Origin of the sequence: Thermococcus eurythermalis, assembly GCF_000769655.1 — an archaeon.
Lineage (GTDB): Archaea > Methanobacteriota_B > Thermococci > Thermococcales > Thermococcaceae > Thermococcus > Thermococcus eurythermalis.
This window is the reverse complement of sequence record NZ_CP008887.1, coordinates 108,566-124,048: the sequence shown is the minus strand read 5'-3', so window position 1 is coordinate 124,048 and position 15,483 is coordinate 108,566. Positions and strand designations below refer to the sequence as shown.

The window sequence follows — 15,483 nt, the reverse complement described above, 5'->3', positions numbered from 1 at the left end:
TTTTTATGTTAAAATAAGCCTTAAATATGGGTAGATTTTACATTAACATGGTGAAACCCATGCAGGTCTACGAAGGCAAGGCGAAGAAAGTTATCCCCCTCGACGATGGAAAGGCCATTATGGAGTTTAAAGACGATGCCACTGCCTTCAACGGAGAGAAGAAGGCCCAGTTCAGAGGTAAGGGCTGGCTCAACGCCCAGATTAGCGCGTTTCTTTTCAAAGTCCTCGAGGAGAACGGAATCAAGACTCACTTCATCGGAATTGCTGGAGACAACAGGCTCATCGTTGAGAGGCTCAAGATGTATCCGGTTGAAGTCGTCGTCAGGAATGTCGTCGCCGGGAGTTTGAAGAAGCGCCTCCCGCTCGAAGAGGGCACCGAACTTCCGGAGCCGATAATCGAGCTCTACTACAAGGACGACAGCCTCGGTGACCCGATGATAAACCACCACCACGCGAAAGTCCTCGGCATAAGCGAGGAAGAAATTAAAGAGATGGAGAGTATAGCCCTCAAGGTGAACGAAATCCTTAGGAAGTACTTTGCCGAGCGCGGTATAACCCTTGTCGACTTCAAGCTGGAGTTCGGAAGGAACGAGAGGGGAGAGATAGTCCTCGGCGACGAGATAAGCCCCGACACCTGCCGCTTCTGGGACGCAGAAACCGGAAAGAGCCTCGACAAGGACGTCTTCAGGTTTGATAAAGGCGACCTTATAAACGCCTACGAGGAGCTTTACGAGAGGCTCACCGGCCAGGCTCCGACTCGTAGGTGATTAAAACCGTATAACAGCCCTTCGGGTCTTCCGTTATTTCTATTCTCCTCAGTCGGGTTCCGTAGGTCGTTACGGCCTCGTCAACGACCTTTGAGAGCTCCTCGAGGAAGGCTTTTCGCTTAATCATCAGCTCCATACGACCACCGAGAAAAGTTTGAAAGGGGGCTTAAAGCATTACTCCGTAGTTCTCGACCCTTATTCCAGGTTCCTCAATGACGGTTCCGAGCTCGAAGCTCTCGTAGTGCTTGTTGAGGAGGTCAAGGGCTTCTTCCTTTTCTTCTTTGGGGACTATTGCCACGAAGCCGACGCTCATGTTGAAAACTCTGAACATCTCCTCCAGCGGAACGCCGTTCTCATAGATGAGCTTGAATATTCCCTCTATTGGAGGCATCTCAAGGGAGAAGCCATACTCAGTTAGGCGCTTGAGGTTCGTAAGCCCGCCGCCGGTTATGTGGGCCAGACCGTGAACGTCTACCCTTTCGAGCAGTTCAAGAACCGCCCTCACGTAAATCCTCGTCGGTTCTAAAAGCCACTCCCAGAGCTTTCTGCCTTCATATTCATAGTCGAGGCCGTATTTGGGTATGAGGAGCTTCCTCGCGAGGGTTAGCCCGTTGGAGTGGATTCCTGAGCTTGAAATCCCTATCACGGCGTCGCCGGGCCTTATCTTCTCCCCGGTAATGACCTTCCCCTTCTCCACGACTCCAATTGCCGTTCCGGCCAGATCGAAGCCGTTTATGAGGTCTGGCATCACCGCCGTTTCCCCGCCGACTATCGCCATCCCCGCCTGCTCCGCTCCAGCGTAGAGGCCCTTCGCTATCTCTTCAAACACCCTCTCGTCTGGCTCCTTTACGGCGAGGTAGTCAACGAGCGCCACCGGCTCCGCCCCAACGCAGAGCAGGTCGTTCACGTTCATCGCTACCATGTCTATCCCTATCGTGTCGAACTTGCCTACTGCCTCGGCCACGAGGACTTTTGTCCCAACGCCGTCGGTCGTCATTGCGAGGTAAAAGCTGCCAAAGTCGAGAAGGGCGGAGTAGTGGCCGAGGTTTTCGGCCGGTTCTCCAGTTTTACCTTTTCTGAACTCAAAGGTCTCCTTTGCGAGTCCTATTATTCCCCTCAGGGCCCTTACGGTCTTTTCGTCATCGACTCCAGCCTGAGCGTAGGTCAGCATGAGAACCACCGGGGAGAGTTCCACCGAGGGCTTAAAAACTTTGCCATTTATATGGCAAAAGATTAAGAGATGAGGGATAAATTAAGCAAATTAATGTTAATCACGTTGGCGTCCCAAAAGGAGGAACAACGTGCTCACCAGCACAATCAGACCGGGCCCGCAGATGCTTTTTTCTTCCGGGGTAACCTGGGGAGTTGAGGAGTTGGCGTCCCCTGTCTGCGGGCTTTTGCAGAGGAGTCTGCTGAAGTCCCGCGAAATTCTGATGGGAGAAGCCTTACCCCCTTCGGGCACGAAGATGAGGTGTGTCTCTTCAATTCCTACACCTGCCGGCAGAACCACCTGCTCCATGTTCACTATAACTGGCCCTTGGGCGGCTTTAAACGCCGTGAAATTCGCACTGGAGGCATTAAACCCCGCAGGGGGCAAAAGAGTGTAGTCCTTGCCGTCGAGGGTGAACCTTAACTTTCCCTCTTCGAATATCACCGGCTCCCCCTGAAGAGGGGTGCGGGGGAGTTCAAAAGCTGAGGCGTTTACAGGTTCCCCTCTGCATTCCCTGGTAATGTTTCCATTCGGGTATGCAGTGATTGTGCACCTCGAAACAACATTAAAGCACCAACCATTGAAGTGGTATGTCTCCTCCGTCGTGACGTGCTTAAAGAGCGTGAAGTTGTGGGGTTCGCCGTTTACGGAGACCGTAACGTTCTGGAAGGGCTCCTCTGTCTCTTTCGTTCTGAGCACGTAGAGCGTCCCGTTGATGAAGCTTACGGGAGTGGCGTTGGTCAGGAGGGGGTTAACGCTTCCGAGCAGGAAGGCCTCCTTTCCATCGGTCAGGATGTAGTAGTCCACGTTTGAGTCGGGCAAATTGGGTTTGCTAACCCATTCCCCCGCCACCATCTCGCACGTCCAGCTCACGTGGCCGACGGCTATCAAGAGCCAGTCTCCTGCAGGAAAAACCGACAGCACGGTGTATGTTTCTGAAGGGTTGCAGTCTGCAGTCACGGTGGGGAGAAGGACTACCAGCGACAGAATGAACGGGATTAGGAGGAGCTTACGTCTGTACATGTCCAATCACCCGGAACATGCAGTACTCTGTCGCTGAGGCATAAAGCACTTTTGGTGGAGTAACGGGAATTTTTGCCATATTTATGCTTAAAAAGGCTTAAATATTGTTGATTTTTAACATATCAACGTCAAACATTGAGGTGGTCGTCATGATTAAGCCCCGCGATGAACTCGGAACCGCTATGACCGACTCCGCCCAGAAGGTGCTCCTCCTCGGGAGCGGCGAGCTCGGGAAGGAGATAGCGATTGAGGCCCAAAGACTCGGAGTTGAGGTCATAGCCGTTGACCGCTACGCGAACGCACCGGCGATGCAGGTCGCCCACCGCTTCTACGTGGGAGACATGAGGAACGCGGACTTCCTCTTCTCCGTCGTCGAGAGGGAAAAGCCGGACGCGATAATCCCCGAGATAGAGGCAATAAACCTCGATGCCCTCTTCGAGCTTGAGAAGGACGGCTACTTCGTCGTGCCGAACGCAAAGGCCACCTGGATAGCAATGCACCGCGAGAGGACGAGGGAGACGCTTGCAAAGGAAGCCAAAGTCCCCACTTCCCGCTACGCCTATGCCACAACCCTGGACGAGCTCTATGAAGCCTGCGAGAAGATAGGCTACCCCTGCCACACCAAGGCGATAATGAGCTCCTCGGGTAAGGGTTCGTACTTCGTTAGAGGGCCCGAGGACGTCCCGAAGGCGTGGGAAGAGGCGAAGAAGAAGGCCCGCGGCAGTGCGGACAAGATAATCGTTGAGGAGCATATCGACTTCGAGGTGGAGATTACCGAGCTGGCCGTGAGACACTACGACGAGAACGGCGAGGTAGTTACTACCTTCCCGAAGCCCGTCGGCCACTACCAGATTGACGGAGACTATCACTCCAGCTGGCAGCCGGCTGAAATCAGCGAGAAGGCCGAGCGCGAGGTTTATCGCATAGCGAAGCGCATCACCGACGTCCTCGGCGGCCTAGGGCTCTTCGGGGTCGAGATGTTCGTGAAGGGCGATAGGGTGTGGGCAAACGAGGTCTCGCCGAGGCCCCACGACACGGGAATGGTAACGTTGGCTTCCCACCCGACCGGCTTTTCAGAGTTCGGGCTTCACCTGAGGGCGGTTTTGGGCCTCCCGATTCCGGGCGAGTGGGTTGACGGCTACCGCCTGTTCCCGATACTGACGCCGGCCGCGACGCACGTCATCAAGACCAACGTCTCCGGCCACTCTCCGCGCTTCAAGGGGCTGGCCAAGGCAATGAGTGTCCCCAACTCGACGGTGAGGCTCTTCGGTAAGCCTGAGGCTTATCCAGGCAGGAGGCTGGGCGTCGCAATAGCCTGGGGCAGGAGCGTCGAGGAGGCAAAGAGAAAGGCCGAGATGGTCGCCCACTCGATAGAGCTCAGAACCCGCTCATCGGAGTGGCACGGACAGGATTACGAGAAGAGGAAGCATCTGCTTTGACTTTTCACTGGTTTTCTGTTTGCTTTCCATGCTAATTTCTGTACATTACACATATGTACGGACTTGTTCTAATCTTTTGGAAGATATCCGAAAAATTTAAAAAATATTATGGCCACCAATATGCCGTAGGCAATCGGGTAAAATCAGTCGGGTGGATTGAAAATAAGAAGTTGCAATCGAGGAACGGGCTCGAATAAAGAAGGGCTGGAATTAAGAATCGGGGGCCTCCTGATTATCCCCCGTTTGAATCAGACGTCCTTGAATGCTAAAATAAGAGAATGCTGGAAATAAGGGTTTGAGTCGTAGAAATCAGCCTCTGATTTTCTTCCTATATTCTTCGAGTTTCTCTCTGAGGTTCTCGTCCTTTAGGGCGAGTATCTCTATGGCCAGCAACGCCGCGTTCTTCCCGTTGTCTATCCCCACCGTGGCGACTGGCACGCCGGGGGGAAGCTGGGCTATACTGAGGAGCGCGTCGAATCCGCCGAGCTTGGCCGAGACAGGGACGCCTATGACGGGCTTGACAGTGTGGGCGGCTATAACACCCGGTAGGGCGGCGCTCAGCCCTGCGATGGCTATGAAGACATCGTAGTCCTTCTTTGCAAGCTCTTCAACTTTCTTCGGGTTCCTGTGGGCCGAGGCAACTTCCACATCGTACTCAACGCCGAACTCGTCTAAAACGGAAGTTACCTTCTCCGCTATGTGGCTGTCGCTTTTGCTACCCATAACCACGAGCACTTTCATGCTATCACCTGTGATAAAAATTTGTCAAAATTTAAAAATGTTTTGAGAAAAGTTGCCGTAAGACTGTTAATCAATTCTCCTGAACTCAACACCGTCCGGGCCGAAGGAGTACTCGAACGTTATGGGCTGCCACAGGCCGGGTGCCTTTAAGATGCAGAGGTAGCGCTTTATCGCGTCCCCGACCCGTTCACTCTGTGTCCTTATGACATAGTCCATGCGGCGGTAGAGGGAAGCAAACACCCTGTCGGGGCCTCCCACGTACACCCAAATGTTGGTGCCTGTAGGGTATTCCCTGTATGCCCTGTGCCTTCTTCTTGTTTCGGCAGAGACCTCGAAGTAGCTGAGAACCGTGCTTTCGTTGAAAATCTTGGTGTACTCGTTGATGTTCATTGAGATTCCCCAGAGCTCCCTGCCCTCAAACATGCCCAGCCGTGCCCACTCCTCCTTGTGGGCGCCGACAACGTCTGCATATTTCTTGGAAAGCACCTCTGGAGAGAGTGAACCCTTAAGGTACTGAACTCCTTCCATTTCTACCCTGTGACCATACAGGCTTCCGAAGGTATCAATTATTACGAGGTTTTTGGAGCGCAGGTAGCTTTCAGCATCGACGCCGCGCTTCATGAGGAGGTGGAAAAGCGTTGGCAGGGGATAGCTCAGGTTGAACATGCCGATTAGGTTGTCCTCTTGGAGCTTCTTCTTCAGGAACATGAACGCGAGCTCTCTGCCCATTGACCTGGGGTCCTGCTCGTGAATGAGTATTGAAGAACCCTCCCGGACGCCTCCCAGTGCATTATCAACGGCTTCAATGCCGAGGGAGAGCAACTCAAGCACCCCCCTTGGTCACGAGAACTCTCCGCTTTCCGTTCTCTAAAAAGACCTCCACAACAACATCGGCGTAGAGGTAGAAGATTTCCTCAAGCTCTGGACACTCTTTGCTGTTGTACAGTAAAACAATGCGTATATTCTTGGTTGTTTCCATTACGTCATGAACTTCTGACCAGACCAGCCTGACAGTCCTGAGCGGGTTGGAGAATACCTTACACGCCCCCGAACTCAAGTATGTGAAAAACCAGACGTCTTCATCTGGACTGACGGTTTCAAGCATTTTCTTTCCTATCTCCTCAAAACGCTCTGCAAAGACGCCGTCATCGAGGTATCCCTTGATTTGGATTACTCCCTCAATATCCCGCTCTATCCTCTTGAAACTGCCGAATATGTCGAGTATGAAGAGGTTCCTGCCGAGAACGTCGTCCAGGGAGATTCCAAACTTTTCGATGTTGGACTTGAACGTCAGGAACGGCTCGTAGAGCGCCAAGAACACCTTTTTGCCGTCTTTGAGTACCCTTGCCATAAGCTCCAGCCCGATAAGGTCTCCATTTGCTTCGCAGCCCCGTGAGATAATCGCACCGACTGATGAGGGCGGGAGATCGCTAAGCTCCTTCGGCACCATAGGCATCACGTATTCATAAGTATGTCTTAGTCCTAATAAATTATTGGTGTAGGTGGTTACTCAGAACGGCAGTTCTTGATTACAAATTTTTATGTCAAAACAAAGCTTAAAAACTGGAATTTTTAACAAATAAATGGTGAAGCTCATGAAGGTTCTGCTCGTTGGAGGTGGCGGCAGGGAGAACGCCATCGGCGAGGCGCTCGTGAGGAGCGGCGCCGAGCTCTACGTGGTCTCGAAGCACAGGAACCCAGGCCTCGCAAGGCTTGCTTCAGGTTATGGCCTGGCAAAAGAGACTGATGTCGGAAAAGTCCTTGAGTCCGCCCTGAACTGGGGGGTTGATCTGGCTTTCATCGGCCCGGAGGCACCCCTTGAGAAGGGCATCGTAAACGCCCTCGAAGAGAATGGAATCCCCACCGTCGGGCCGAGCAGAGAAGCGGCGAGGCTTGAGACGGACAAGGCCTTCGCCCGCTCGCTTATGGAAGAGTACGAAATCCCGGGCAGGAAGCTCTTCCGCGTCTTTGAGGACGTCTCCGAGATGCACTCGTGGGTAGACGACTTTGGCAGGCCCGTCGTTGTAAAGCCCCTCGGGCTCACAGGTGGAAAGGGCGTCAAGGTAGTCGGCTACCAGCTGAAGGACAACGAGGAGGCCAAGGCATACGCGGAGGAGCTCATCAGGAAGGACGGGAGGGTGCTCATAGAGGAGCGTACCGACGGCGTTGAGTTCACCCTCCAGGTCTTCACGGACGGGAAGAGGGTAATCCCCATGCCCCTAGCCCAGGACTACCCCCACGCCTACGAGGGTGACCAGGGCCCCATAACCGGCGGAATGGGCAGCTACTCCTGTCCGAATCACCTGCTCCCCTTCGTCCCCAGGGAGGACTACGAGAGGGCCCTGGAGACCCTGAAGGCGACGGTCGGGGCAATGAGGAAGAACGGGACGCCCTACAAGGGAATCCTCTACGGCCAGTTCATGCTCTCCAGGGAGGGCCCGGTGATAATCGAGTACAACGCCCGCTTCGGCGACCCCGAGGCGATGAACGTCCTCCCGCTTCTGAAGACGAACCTCCTTGAGATTGCGGAGGGAATAGTGGACGGCAACCTTGGAAGGGCCGAGTTTGAGGGAAGGGCAACGGTGGTCAAGTACCTCGCACCGAAGGGCTACCCCGTGAACCCCGTCAAGGGTGTAAAGGTTGAAATTGACGAGAAGGCCGTTGAAGACGCCGGGGCAAAGCTCTACTACGCCTCGATTGACGAGAACCTCACGCTCCTCGGCTCCCGCGCCATAGCGGTCGTTGGAATTGCCGATACCCTCGAAGAGGCCGAGAGGATTGCCGAGAGCGCGGTCCCGCACATCAAGGGTGAGCTGTTCTACCGCAGGGACATCGGGACGAGGGAGAGCGTTGAGAAGCGGATTAGGCTGATGCAAGAGCTCAGAAGGGAGTTTAAGTCGAACCCATGCTGAGGTGGTTGAGATGATAAGCCGCGACGAGATTTTGAGCATCCTCGAAAAATACGACCCTGAAAAGATAACCGTCGGCGTCATAGGGAGCCACTCTGCCCTGGACATAGCGGACGGGGCCAAGGAGGAAGGCCTCCCGGTTCTTGTCATCGCCCAGAGGGGCAGGCACAGGACTTACGCCGAGTATTTCAGGCTGAGGAAGACGAAGGACGGCCTTACGAAGGGCTTCATTGACGAGGTGCTGGTGCTTGAGAAGTTCGCCCAGGTCGTGGAGGTTCAGGACGAGCTCGTGAAGAGGAACGTCATCTTCGTGCCGAACCGCTCGTTCGTGGTCTACACCGGCATTGACAGGGTTGAGAACGACTTCCGCGTCCCGCTCTTCGGGAGCCGTAACCTCCTCAGGAGTGAGGAGCGGAGCGAGGAGAAGAGCTACTACTGGTTGCTTGAGAAGGCTGGACTCCCCTACCCGGAACCAGTGAAGCCGGAGGAGATTGATGAAGTTGGCCTCGTCATCGTCAAGCTCCCGCACGCGAAGAAGAGGCTTGAGCGCGGCTTCTTCACCGCGGCGAGCTACAAGGAGTTCCGCGAGAAAGCGGAGAGGCTCATCAGGCTCGGTGTGATTACCGAGGAAGACCTCGCCAAAGCGAGAATCGAGCGCTACATAATCGGGCCGGTCTTCAACTTCGACTTCTTCTACTCGCCGATTGACGGGGAGATTGAGCTTTTGGGAATAGACTGGCGCTTTGAGACGAGCCTCGACGGCCACGTCCGCCTCCCGGCTTCCCAGCAGCTGACCCTCCCGGAGCACCAGTTCGAGCCCGAATACACCGTCTGCGGCCACGCCTCCTCGACGCTCCGTGAGTCCCTCCTTGAGAAGGTCTTCGACATGGCCGAGAAGTACGTTGAAGCGACAAAGAAGTACTACTCCCCCGGCATAATCGGGCCCTTTACTCTCCAGACGGCGGTTGATAAAGACCTCAACTTCTACATTTACGACGTTGCGCCGAGGACTGGCGGCGGGACTAACATTCACATGGCGATGGGCCACCCCTACGGAAACGCCCTCTGGAGGAAGCCGATGAGCACCGGGCGGAGGGTAGCCCTCGAAATCAAGCGCGCAATCGAGCTGGACGAGCTTGAGAAGGTGGTAACTTGAGGTGGTTGGAATGAGATGGAAGGTCACCGTCATCGTCCGCCTTAAGGAAGGCCTTAACGACCCTGAGGGAAGGGTCATAGGAAACGCCCTCAGGAACCTCGGCTACGCGGTGGAGAACCTCCGCGTCCCCAAGTACTTCGAGTTCGAGCTTGAGAGCGAGAGGCCGGAGGAAGAAGTTGAAGAGATGTGCAGGAAGCTTCTCGCCAACCCGCTAATCCACAGCTGGGAGTACAGCATCGAGCCGGTGAGCTGAAATGCCCAAGTTTGCCGTTGTCGTCTTTCCTGGGACGAACTGCGACTTTGAGACGGAGAGGGCCATAAGGAAGGCTGGAGGAGAAGCAGAGCGCGTCTGGTATAAGACGAGCCTCAAGGACTTCGACGGCGTTGTTCTCCCAGGGGGCTTCAGCTACGCCGACTACCTGCGCGCCGGGGCGATAGCCGCCCGTCAGAAGATAATGGAGGAGGTTAAGGAGTTCGCCCGTGAGGGGAGGCCCGTCCTCGGGATATGCAACGGGTTCCAGGTTCTCACGGAGGCGGGTCTCCTTCCCGGAGCACTGAGGCCGAACAGAATCCCAAGATTCCTCTGCAGGTGGGTTTACCTCCGCGTCGGCGACACTGAAACGCCGTTCACTTCCCTCTACGAGCCCGGCGAGGTCATACGGATGCCGATAGCCCACGCTGAAGGGAACTACTACGTTGACGACCCCTCGAAGGTCAGGATAACCTTCCAGTACAGCGACGAGAACGGGAACGTGACGGAAGAGGCAAACCCCAACGGCTCCGTCCTTAACATAGCGGCGGTGGCGAACGAGAGGGGGAACGTTCTCGGAACGATGCCTCACCCAGAGCGTGCGAGCGACCGCTTCTTAGGGAGTGAGGACGGTCTGAGGCTCTTTAGGAGCATGGTGGAGTGGGCGAGGAGATAAGCTCCTCCTGCCGTTTTTAAATTTTTAATCCTCAATCCATAGGGTGTTATTAGTGCCATGTTCCGGACTTTTTGAGCATTGTCGAGGAGTCAGTACTAACGCACGTCAAAAGTTCTCGCAACGAAATATTAATAACGCTGTGACTGTATCAGTGAATACACGTCACTTACTATGGTGGGGTTCACTGGGGGGACTCTCATGATTGAATATGAGCATGTTTCATACACTGCCAACGGCCAGGAGATTCTTAGAGAAGTCACCCTAAAAGCCGAGCCGGGAGAATGCGTCCTTCTCGTCGGACCGAACGGAAGCGGGAAGAGCACACTGCTAAAACTCGGCCTCGGTCTCCTCAAACCTACGTCCGGTACGGTAAGGGTGTGCGGTGGGAACCCTTACTCTTCAAAGGAGACGAGAAGAAAAATAGGGTTTATCATGGACTCTGACGTCCTGGACGTTCTCCTGACCGGGAAAGAGAATCTCGAATTTTTCTATGAGCTATACAACGGTAGCAGACCAGACCCAGGTTTCATAAACTCTGTCTTGGAGAGGGTTGGCTTGTCTGAGGAAGCTGGAAAAAAGGCCGGACAGTACTCGAAGGGTATGAGAAAGCGCCTGGAAATTGGGAGGCTGCTTCTATATCATCCCAAAGCGGTTCTTCTCGATGAACCCTTCTCCGGGCTTGACAGCGGCGGAAAAGAGCTCCTCGTTGATGTCGTCAGGGAGCTGAAAAACAACGGTGCGGCAGTTGTCATGGTTTCCCATGAAACGGAGTTTGCGCTGGGCTTGGCTGACAGGGTCGTTCTGATGGTGGGTGGTCGGACGCTGGCTCACTTTAGCCCTGAGGAGTTTTCGAACGCATACGTGGTCTCAGGAGAAGGCACTGAAAATCTCGATGGTATCAAGCTTGGGCCAAAGAGTGTCATCATCGTTTCAAGGGCAGGTGTTGATGAGATAGTCAGTGCCTGCAGAGAGAAGGGGGTGGCTCTGGAGGAAGTGATGCCCCTGATGAAGGCAATCCGGAGGGAGGGCTGATGGACGCGGTTCTGAAGCACGAACTGAAACGCATAAAATCCAGCGTTCGTTCTTGGGGCATCCTTTACATCATTGTGGCAATCCCGCTTGGAGTCCCCCTCCTCCGCGGCCTTGCCACCAAGAGCTGGGAAGCCGCACTTCCGCTTTTCTTGGTGGCTGTACTTGGCCCATCCAGCCTGGGGAGGTACAAACAGGACGTTAAGAACGGCCTTATCCCCGGAATCTTTGCACTCCCCATTGAGCCCTGGGACATAGTCCGCGCCAGGGCGCTTCTCTCACTCACAATTTCCCTTGCTGTTGGAGCGCTCAACGCTTTCGTTCTCTGGTACGTGGGGAGAGCGGTGGGGAATGGTGGCGTCTCCATTACGCCCGCGATAGTTGCCGCGGCCCTCGCAGGAGGGGTGGGTTCGGCCTTAATCTCTCCCTCTGTCTGGATAAAGAACGTTGGGGTTAAGATGGTCTCCGCCTTTGCAATGATAGTGGCTCTAATTGGAAGCTTTCTTTTCATCTCGCTCCTTGACGCTACCCTCCTCGCGTGGGCCATAAGTGCCATCCTGCTTGGGGCGGGTGCTCTGTGTAGCATCAACCTGAAAAAGGAGGGGATTGGATGATTCCCCTCACATTCTGCAAGTTCATGGGCCTCAAGTACTGGAGGTACTACGTCCCGTACCTCCTCTTAACCCTTCCCTCTTTCCTCCTCCACGACATTCTGCCCTACGTCTTCGGCCTTGTCTGGATTGGGGTGGTGAGTGTTGAGGAGGAGATAAGGAACCCGCTCCGACGGTTCCTTCCCCTTCCGGTAACCCCGTGCGATGTTGCCCTGGGAAGGGCGCTCTTCAAAATCTTAACGGTCGTCCCCTACGCCCTCGTTTCGAGGTCGGACGTAATCCCGATGGTGGCACTTATGTCGGAGATTGAAGAAAAGAAGCTCCTCATTCCGATGATATTCGTATATCCCCTTTTGCCGAGCAGGTACATTCTCTGGCCTCTTGTACTGGCCGCGTTCATATTCAGCTGCAGGTACTTTAAGCGTGGGGGCATAGCGGCGCTTGGAGGGGGCTAATCGTGGGTAATTGTTAAATTAGGAAATACAACAGACACCGGTTGATATAAAAACGTCGAGAGGAGATTGGATGTCCAGAGCCAAACTCCTGCTGGTGCCTTTGTCCTTGCTCGTGCTACTCTTTGCATTTTACCTCTCCCAGTCGCACGTTCCACCGAAGCCGGACTTCCAGCTCAACGTCTCCCCGGTTTCCGAGTGCTCAGGCAACGTCTGTGTCGAGGTGAACCCCTACACCGAGCTGACGAACGTTGTTTTCCACCTCGCAGGCTGGAATTCCAACAACCTTACCCCTTACCCTCAGGAAGTTAATTCGCACTTCGCTCCCTACAGGAACCACAGGGCAGTATTCCTCGCCAGAAAAGCCCTGAGAGAGGGCTTGGGATACGATGCCATTCCCAGGTTTGCAATGGAGCTGAACTCCACGGAGTGGAGTATCAATCTCGTGGAGAGGGTTCACGGGGATAAAAAGCTCCTCAACGAACTCGCCAAAGCCATAAAAGATTTCGCCAGGGAATCGAACTTTTCGGCCTTCTACGAGAGCCACAGGGGATTCTACAGGGAGCAGATAGGGCTGTTCCTTAAGGAGAATCCGGACGTTTTCAGCCTCCCCCGCTTCGAGGAGGACTTCTTTGGGAAGAAAAAGGGCCGCTGGATTTTCATCCTCCAGCCCCTTGGGGTATACTACAGCTACGGCGGCTGGACGAACGATACCGTTTACGCCTTTCTTGGCGTCTGCTCGTTCTCCAACGGAACTTATTCCTACTGCAGTGCTTCCGCCCACGAGCTTGCCCACAGCTTCGTCAATCCCGCGGTGGGGAGACACTACCGGGAGTTTAAGGAGTATGAGGGAATGTTCTCGCCGGTGAAAGACGTCATGACTTCTATGGGATACTCTAATTGGAAGACCTACCTTGATGAGACCTTTGTCCGGGCGTTTGAAGCTTACTACATCCTCAAAACGGAGGGAAACCAGAGCGCTGAGAGGTTCATAAAGGGCCAGGAAGCCCTCGGGTTCTACCTCGTTGGGAGGGTTTACCGGGCGTACTTAGCGGACTACATGCCCAATAAAGAAAAATACCCCACCTTCGAGAGCTTCATGCCCGAGCTCGCGAAGCTTATGGGGAGCTGGTATAAGGAAGGCTTCTGGAGGAACGTCTCATCAGAACCGTCTATTGAAATGGCTTTCATGGCGTTTAAAACGAGGGGCGTTAAGCTTTACGTTGCCCAAAACCTCTTGGAGAGCACGTATGTGAAAAGCTACGTTGAGATGCTTGAAAATGCAGGGTTTAAAGTGACGTTCACGAAGGGGCTCGAAAGCGGCAACATTATCGCCATCGTGCCGTTAAATTCGCCGACTGCTCACAAACTCAACAGATACGTGATGATAAGGAATAACTCCGTCGTTCTCGATGGTGTCGAATATTCCAAGGGGGTCTTCCTCGTTGAGGCCTTGAGGAATCCAAAGGGAGGAGGGTTTGTCCTTTTAATGGCGGGAACGCCCGATGTTTTCAACAGAAAGCCCTCAGGAAACAGCGACGAGAACCTGATGAACTCCCACTACTTTGTGTACTTAACTAACCTGAGGAGGGCCGTCGCGTTCGGATGAGGCCACTCTCTAAGGTGAGGTGCTAGAAAATGTTCGTCCGTACGCTCTCTGCAGGGGGCTCAATCGAAGAAATCGGTGGCAAAGCACACCGCCTCTCGCTCCTGACGAGGTACTTCAACGTTCCCGAGGGCTTCGTGGTCACCACAAAGGCCTACGAGCTCTGGAGAGAAACCGGAAGCCTGCCGGAGAGGGTTATCGAGGAAATCAGGGAATACTTTCAATCTCCCTACGTTTTTGAGGGCAGGTTCGCCGTCGTAGTCAGGAGCTCCGCAACCGTAGAGGACAGTTCAAGGGCGAGTTTTGCCGGTGTTTTTGAGAGCGTACCCAACGTGAGTTCTTTCGACGAACTGATAAAAGCCATCGAGCGGGTTTTCAGAAGCACCGAATCGGAGTGCGTGAAAGGGTACATGAAGCGCCTCGGAATCGAGGGAGATGTGAAGATGGCAGTCGTAGTCCAGAGGCAGATAAACCCGAAACTCTCTGGGGTGCTCTTCACGCGCTCTCCAAACGAACCCGATATGGCGCTCGTGGAGTTCGTCAAAGGTTCTCCCGAGAAACTCGTGAGCGGAGAAGCAAGCGGCCAGCACCTCCTTCTTCCGCGTGACCCCTCCAAAGTCAAAGGCCATTTAATGAGGGAGCTTATCGAGACTGGCCTCGAAGTGGAAGACCTGTTCGGCCGTCCTCAGGACATCGAGTGGGCCTATGACGGAACTCTCTGGCTTCTCCAGTCAAGGGATATAACAGTATTGACCCAGAAGTCAGAGGGAGCAAAAGAGAGCCCAAAGGCCTCGCAGGGATGGTACAAGCTCACAGGAGTTCCAGCGAGTCTAGGAAGAGCAAGAGGAAAAGCTTACTTCGTCCTCGACGACCAGCCACCTGAGAAGCCGAAAAGCTCTTCCCGAAGGGAGGAATACTCGTGACATATGTACTCCACGCTGAATATTACAGCCTCTTCATGAAGGCCTCTGGTATAGTGACGAAGATTGAGAGCCTGCTCTCCCATCCGGCTATAATAGCGAGGGAGCTTGGAATTCCATGCGTGGCGGGAGTGGACGTTGAGGCGATTCGAGAGGGTGACGAGGTCATTGTGGACGGCGATGCGGGGGTCGTTTACGTCAGAAACCCGAGGAGAAGGTTTAAGAGACTCAATCTCTGGGAGGCGAGCTGGGAGGAAGATGAACTCATTAAAGACCTCAGAGAAGAGTACCTGAAGGCACTTCAGGAACTGGACGCCGAAAAACTCGAAAGGACGATACTCAAGGCCTTTGAGTATGTCAGAAAGCTCTACCCGGTTGATAAAGAGAAGGCCTTTAACGTCTACCACTTCATCAACACGCTGATGGAAGAAGAAACGCCGAAGATTCTTGCCGGGAAGTTCAACATAGTTGAAGTCTTTGCACGTGCCGACAGGAGCGAGAGACCGAGAGACGAAACAGAGAAATGGCTGTTCGAGATATATAACGTCCTCAAACGGTTCATAAACTATACAGACGAACGGGTCAAAGATATACCCTCCATGCTGTTTGGAGTTTAGCTTTCCTATAATTTCCTTGTTTAACATTTTTCCGTCAAAATAAACCTTAAAAACAAAACTTTTTTACACTAATTCGT

The 15,483-nt window shown here is 54.0% G+C and carries 18 protein-coding genes; 12 read left to right on the top strand and 6 right to left on the bottom strand.

What is annotated here, in order from left to right; genetic code table 11:
• Positions 1–59: 59 nt before the first annotated feature.
• A complete protein-coding gene (gene purC / locus TEU_RS00740) occupies positions 60–767 on the top strand; it encodes a phosphoribosylaminoimidazolesuccinocarboxamide synthase (RefSeq protein WP_081947179.1) in 708 nt (235 codons plus the stop codon).
• On the opposite strand, the gene TEU_RS11770 is transcribed toward purC, so the two are convergent.
• The 3 genes from TEU_RS11770 to TEU_RS00730 form a co-directional block, all read right to left on the bottom strand.
• A complete protein-coding gene (locus TEU_RS11770) occupies positions 739–903 on the bottom strand; it encodes a hypothetical protein (RefSeq protein ID WP_169741384.1) in 165 nt (54 codons plus the stop codon). The genes purC and TEU_RS11770 overlap by 29 nt on opposite strands.
• A 30-nt stretch (positions 904–933) precedes the next feature.
• Positions 934–1,938 (bottom strand): phosphoribosylformylglycinamidine cyclo-ligase, encoded by a 1,005-nt coding sequence (gene purM / locus TEU_RS00735; RefSeq protein ID WP_050001965.1) that lies wholly within the window; start codon positions 1,936–1,938, stop codon positions 934–936.
• A gap of 96 nt (positions 1,939–2,034) precedes the next feature.
• Entirely contained in the window at positions 2,035–3,000 is a 966-nt protein-coding gene (locus tag TEU_RS00730) for a hypothetical protein (protein WP_050001964.1), read from the bottom strand.
• 149 nt (positions 3,001–3,149) lie between these two features.
• Between TEU_RS00730 and purT the strand changes: the two genes are divergently transcribed.
• Positions 3,150–4,439: a phosphoribosylglycinamide formyltransferase 2 gene (gene purT, locus TEU_RS00725; RefSeq protein WP_050001963.1), complete on the top strand. Its 1,290-nt coding sequence runs from the start codon at positions 3,150–3,152 to the stop codon at positions 4,437–4,439.
• 309 nt (positions 4,440–4,748) lie between these two features.
• On the opposite strand, the gene purE is transcribed toward purT, so the two are convergent.
• The 3 genes from purE to TEU_RS00710 all read right to left on the bottom strand — a co-directional run bounded on the left by purE (position 4,749) and on the right by TEU_RS00710 (position 6,639).
• The gene (gene purE / locus TEU_RS00720; protein WP_050001962.1) at positions 4,749–5,180 is read right to left on the bottom strand and encodes a 5-(carboxyamino)imidazole ribonucleotide mutase; all 432 of its coding nucleotides are present in this window, start codon (positions 5,178–5,180) and stop codon (positions 4,749–4,751) included.
• A gap of 66 nt (positions 5,181–5,246) precedes the next feature.
• On the bottom strand, positions 5,247–6,011 hold the full coding sequence (locus TEU_RS00715; protein WP_227738735.1) for a hypothetical protein: 765 nt from the start codon (positions 6,009–6,011) through the stop codon (positions 5,247–5,249).
• The gene (locus TEU_RS00710) at positions 6,004–6,639 is read right to left on the bottom strand and encodes a hypothetical protein (RefSeq protein WP_144244785.1); all 636 of its coding nucleotides are present in this window, start codon (positions 6,637–6,639) and stop codon (positions 6,004–6,006) included. Before TEU_RS00710 ends, TEU_RS00715 begins: the two co-directional genes overlap by 8 nt.
• A 136-nt stretch (positions 6,640–6,775) precedes the next feature.
• On the opposite strand from TEU_RS00710, the gene purD reads away from it, so the two are divergent.
• The 10 genes from purD to TEU_RS00660 all read left to right on the top strand — a co-directional run bounded on the left by purD (position 6,776) and on the right by TEU_RS00660 (position 15,406).
• The gene (gene purD, locus TEU_RS00705) at positions 6,776–8,092 is read left to right on the top strand and encodes a phosphoribosylamine--glycine ligase (RefSeq protein WP_050001959.1); all 1,317 of its coding nucleotides are present in this window, start codon (positions 6,776–6,778) and stop codon (positions 8,090–8,092) included.
• 10 nt (positions 8,093–8,102) lie between these two features.
• A complete protein-coding gene (locus TEU_RS00700; RefSeq protein WP_050001958.1) occupies positions 8,103–9,245 on the top strand; it encodes a formate--phosphoribosylaminoimidazolecarboxamide ligase family protein in 1,143 nt (380 codons plus the stop codon).
• Positions 9,246–9,255: 10 nt separating this feature from the next.
• A complete protein-coding gene (purS, locus tag TEU_RS00695; protein ID WP_050001957.1) occupies positions 9,256–9,498 on the top strand; it encodes a phosphoribosylformylglycinamidine synthase subunit PurS in 243 nt (80 codons plus the stop codon).
• Between the two features lies 1 nt (position 9,499).
• Positions 9,500–10,171, top strand: coding sequence for a phosphoribosylformylglycinamidine synthase I (gene purQ, locus TEU_RS00690; protein ID WP_050001956.1), 672 nt, complete (start codon positions 9,500–9,502; stop codon positions 10,169–10,171).
• A 198-nt stretch (positions 10,172–10,369) separates the two neighbouring features.
• Positions 10,370–11,203: an ABC transporter ATP-binding protein gene (locus TEU_RS00685; protein ID WP_050001955.1), complete on the top strand. Its 834-nt coding sequence runs from the start codon at positions 10,370–10,372 to the stop codon at positions 11,201–11,203.
• Positions 11,203–11,814: a hypothetical protein gene (locus TEU_RS00680; RefSeq protein ID WP_050001954.1), complete on the top strand. Its 612-nt coding sequence runs from the start codon at positions 11,203–11,205 to the stop codon at positions 11,812–11,814. The genes TEU_RS00685 and TEU_RS00680 overlap by 1 nt, the downstream gene beginning before the upstream one ends.
• Positions 11,811–12,266 (top strand): hypothetical protein, encoded by a 456-nt coding sequence (locus TEU_RS00675; protein ID WP_050001953.1) that lies wholly within the window; start codon positions 11,811–11,813, stop codon positions 12,264–12,266. The genes TEU_RS00680 and TEU_RS00675 overlap by 4 nt, the downstream gene beginning before the upstream one ends.
• A gap of 70 nt (positions 12,267–12,336) precedes the next feature.
• Positions 12,337–13,872: a DUF4932 domain-containing protein gene (locus TEU_RS00670; protein ID WP_050001952.1), complete on the top strand. Its 1,536-nt coding sequence runs from the start codon at positions 12,337–12,339 to the stop codon at positions 13,870–13,872.
• Positions 13,873–13,901: 29 nt separating this feature from the next.
• On the top strand, positions 13,902–14,792 hold the full coding sequence (locus TEU_RS00665; protein WP_050001951.1) for a PEP/pyruvate-binding domain-containing protein: 891 nt from the start codon (positions 13,902–13,904) through the stop codon (positions 14,790–14,792).
• A complete protein-coding gene (locus tag TEU_RS00660; protein WP_050001950.1) occupies positions 14,789–15,406 on the top strand; it encodes a PEP-utilizing enzyme in 618 nt (205 codons plus the stop codon). Before TEU_RS00665 ends, TEU_RS00660 begins: the two co-directional genes overlap by 4 nt.
• Positions 15,407–15,483: the final 77 nt, after the last annotated feature.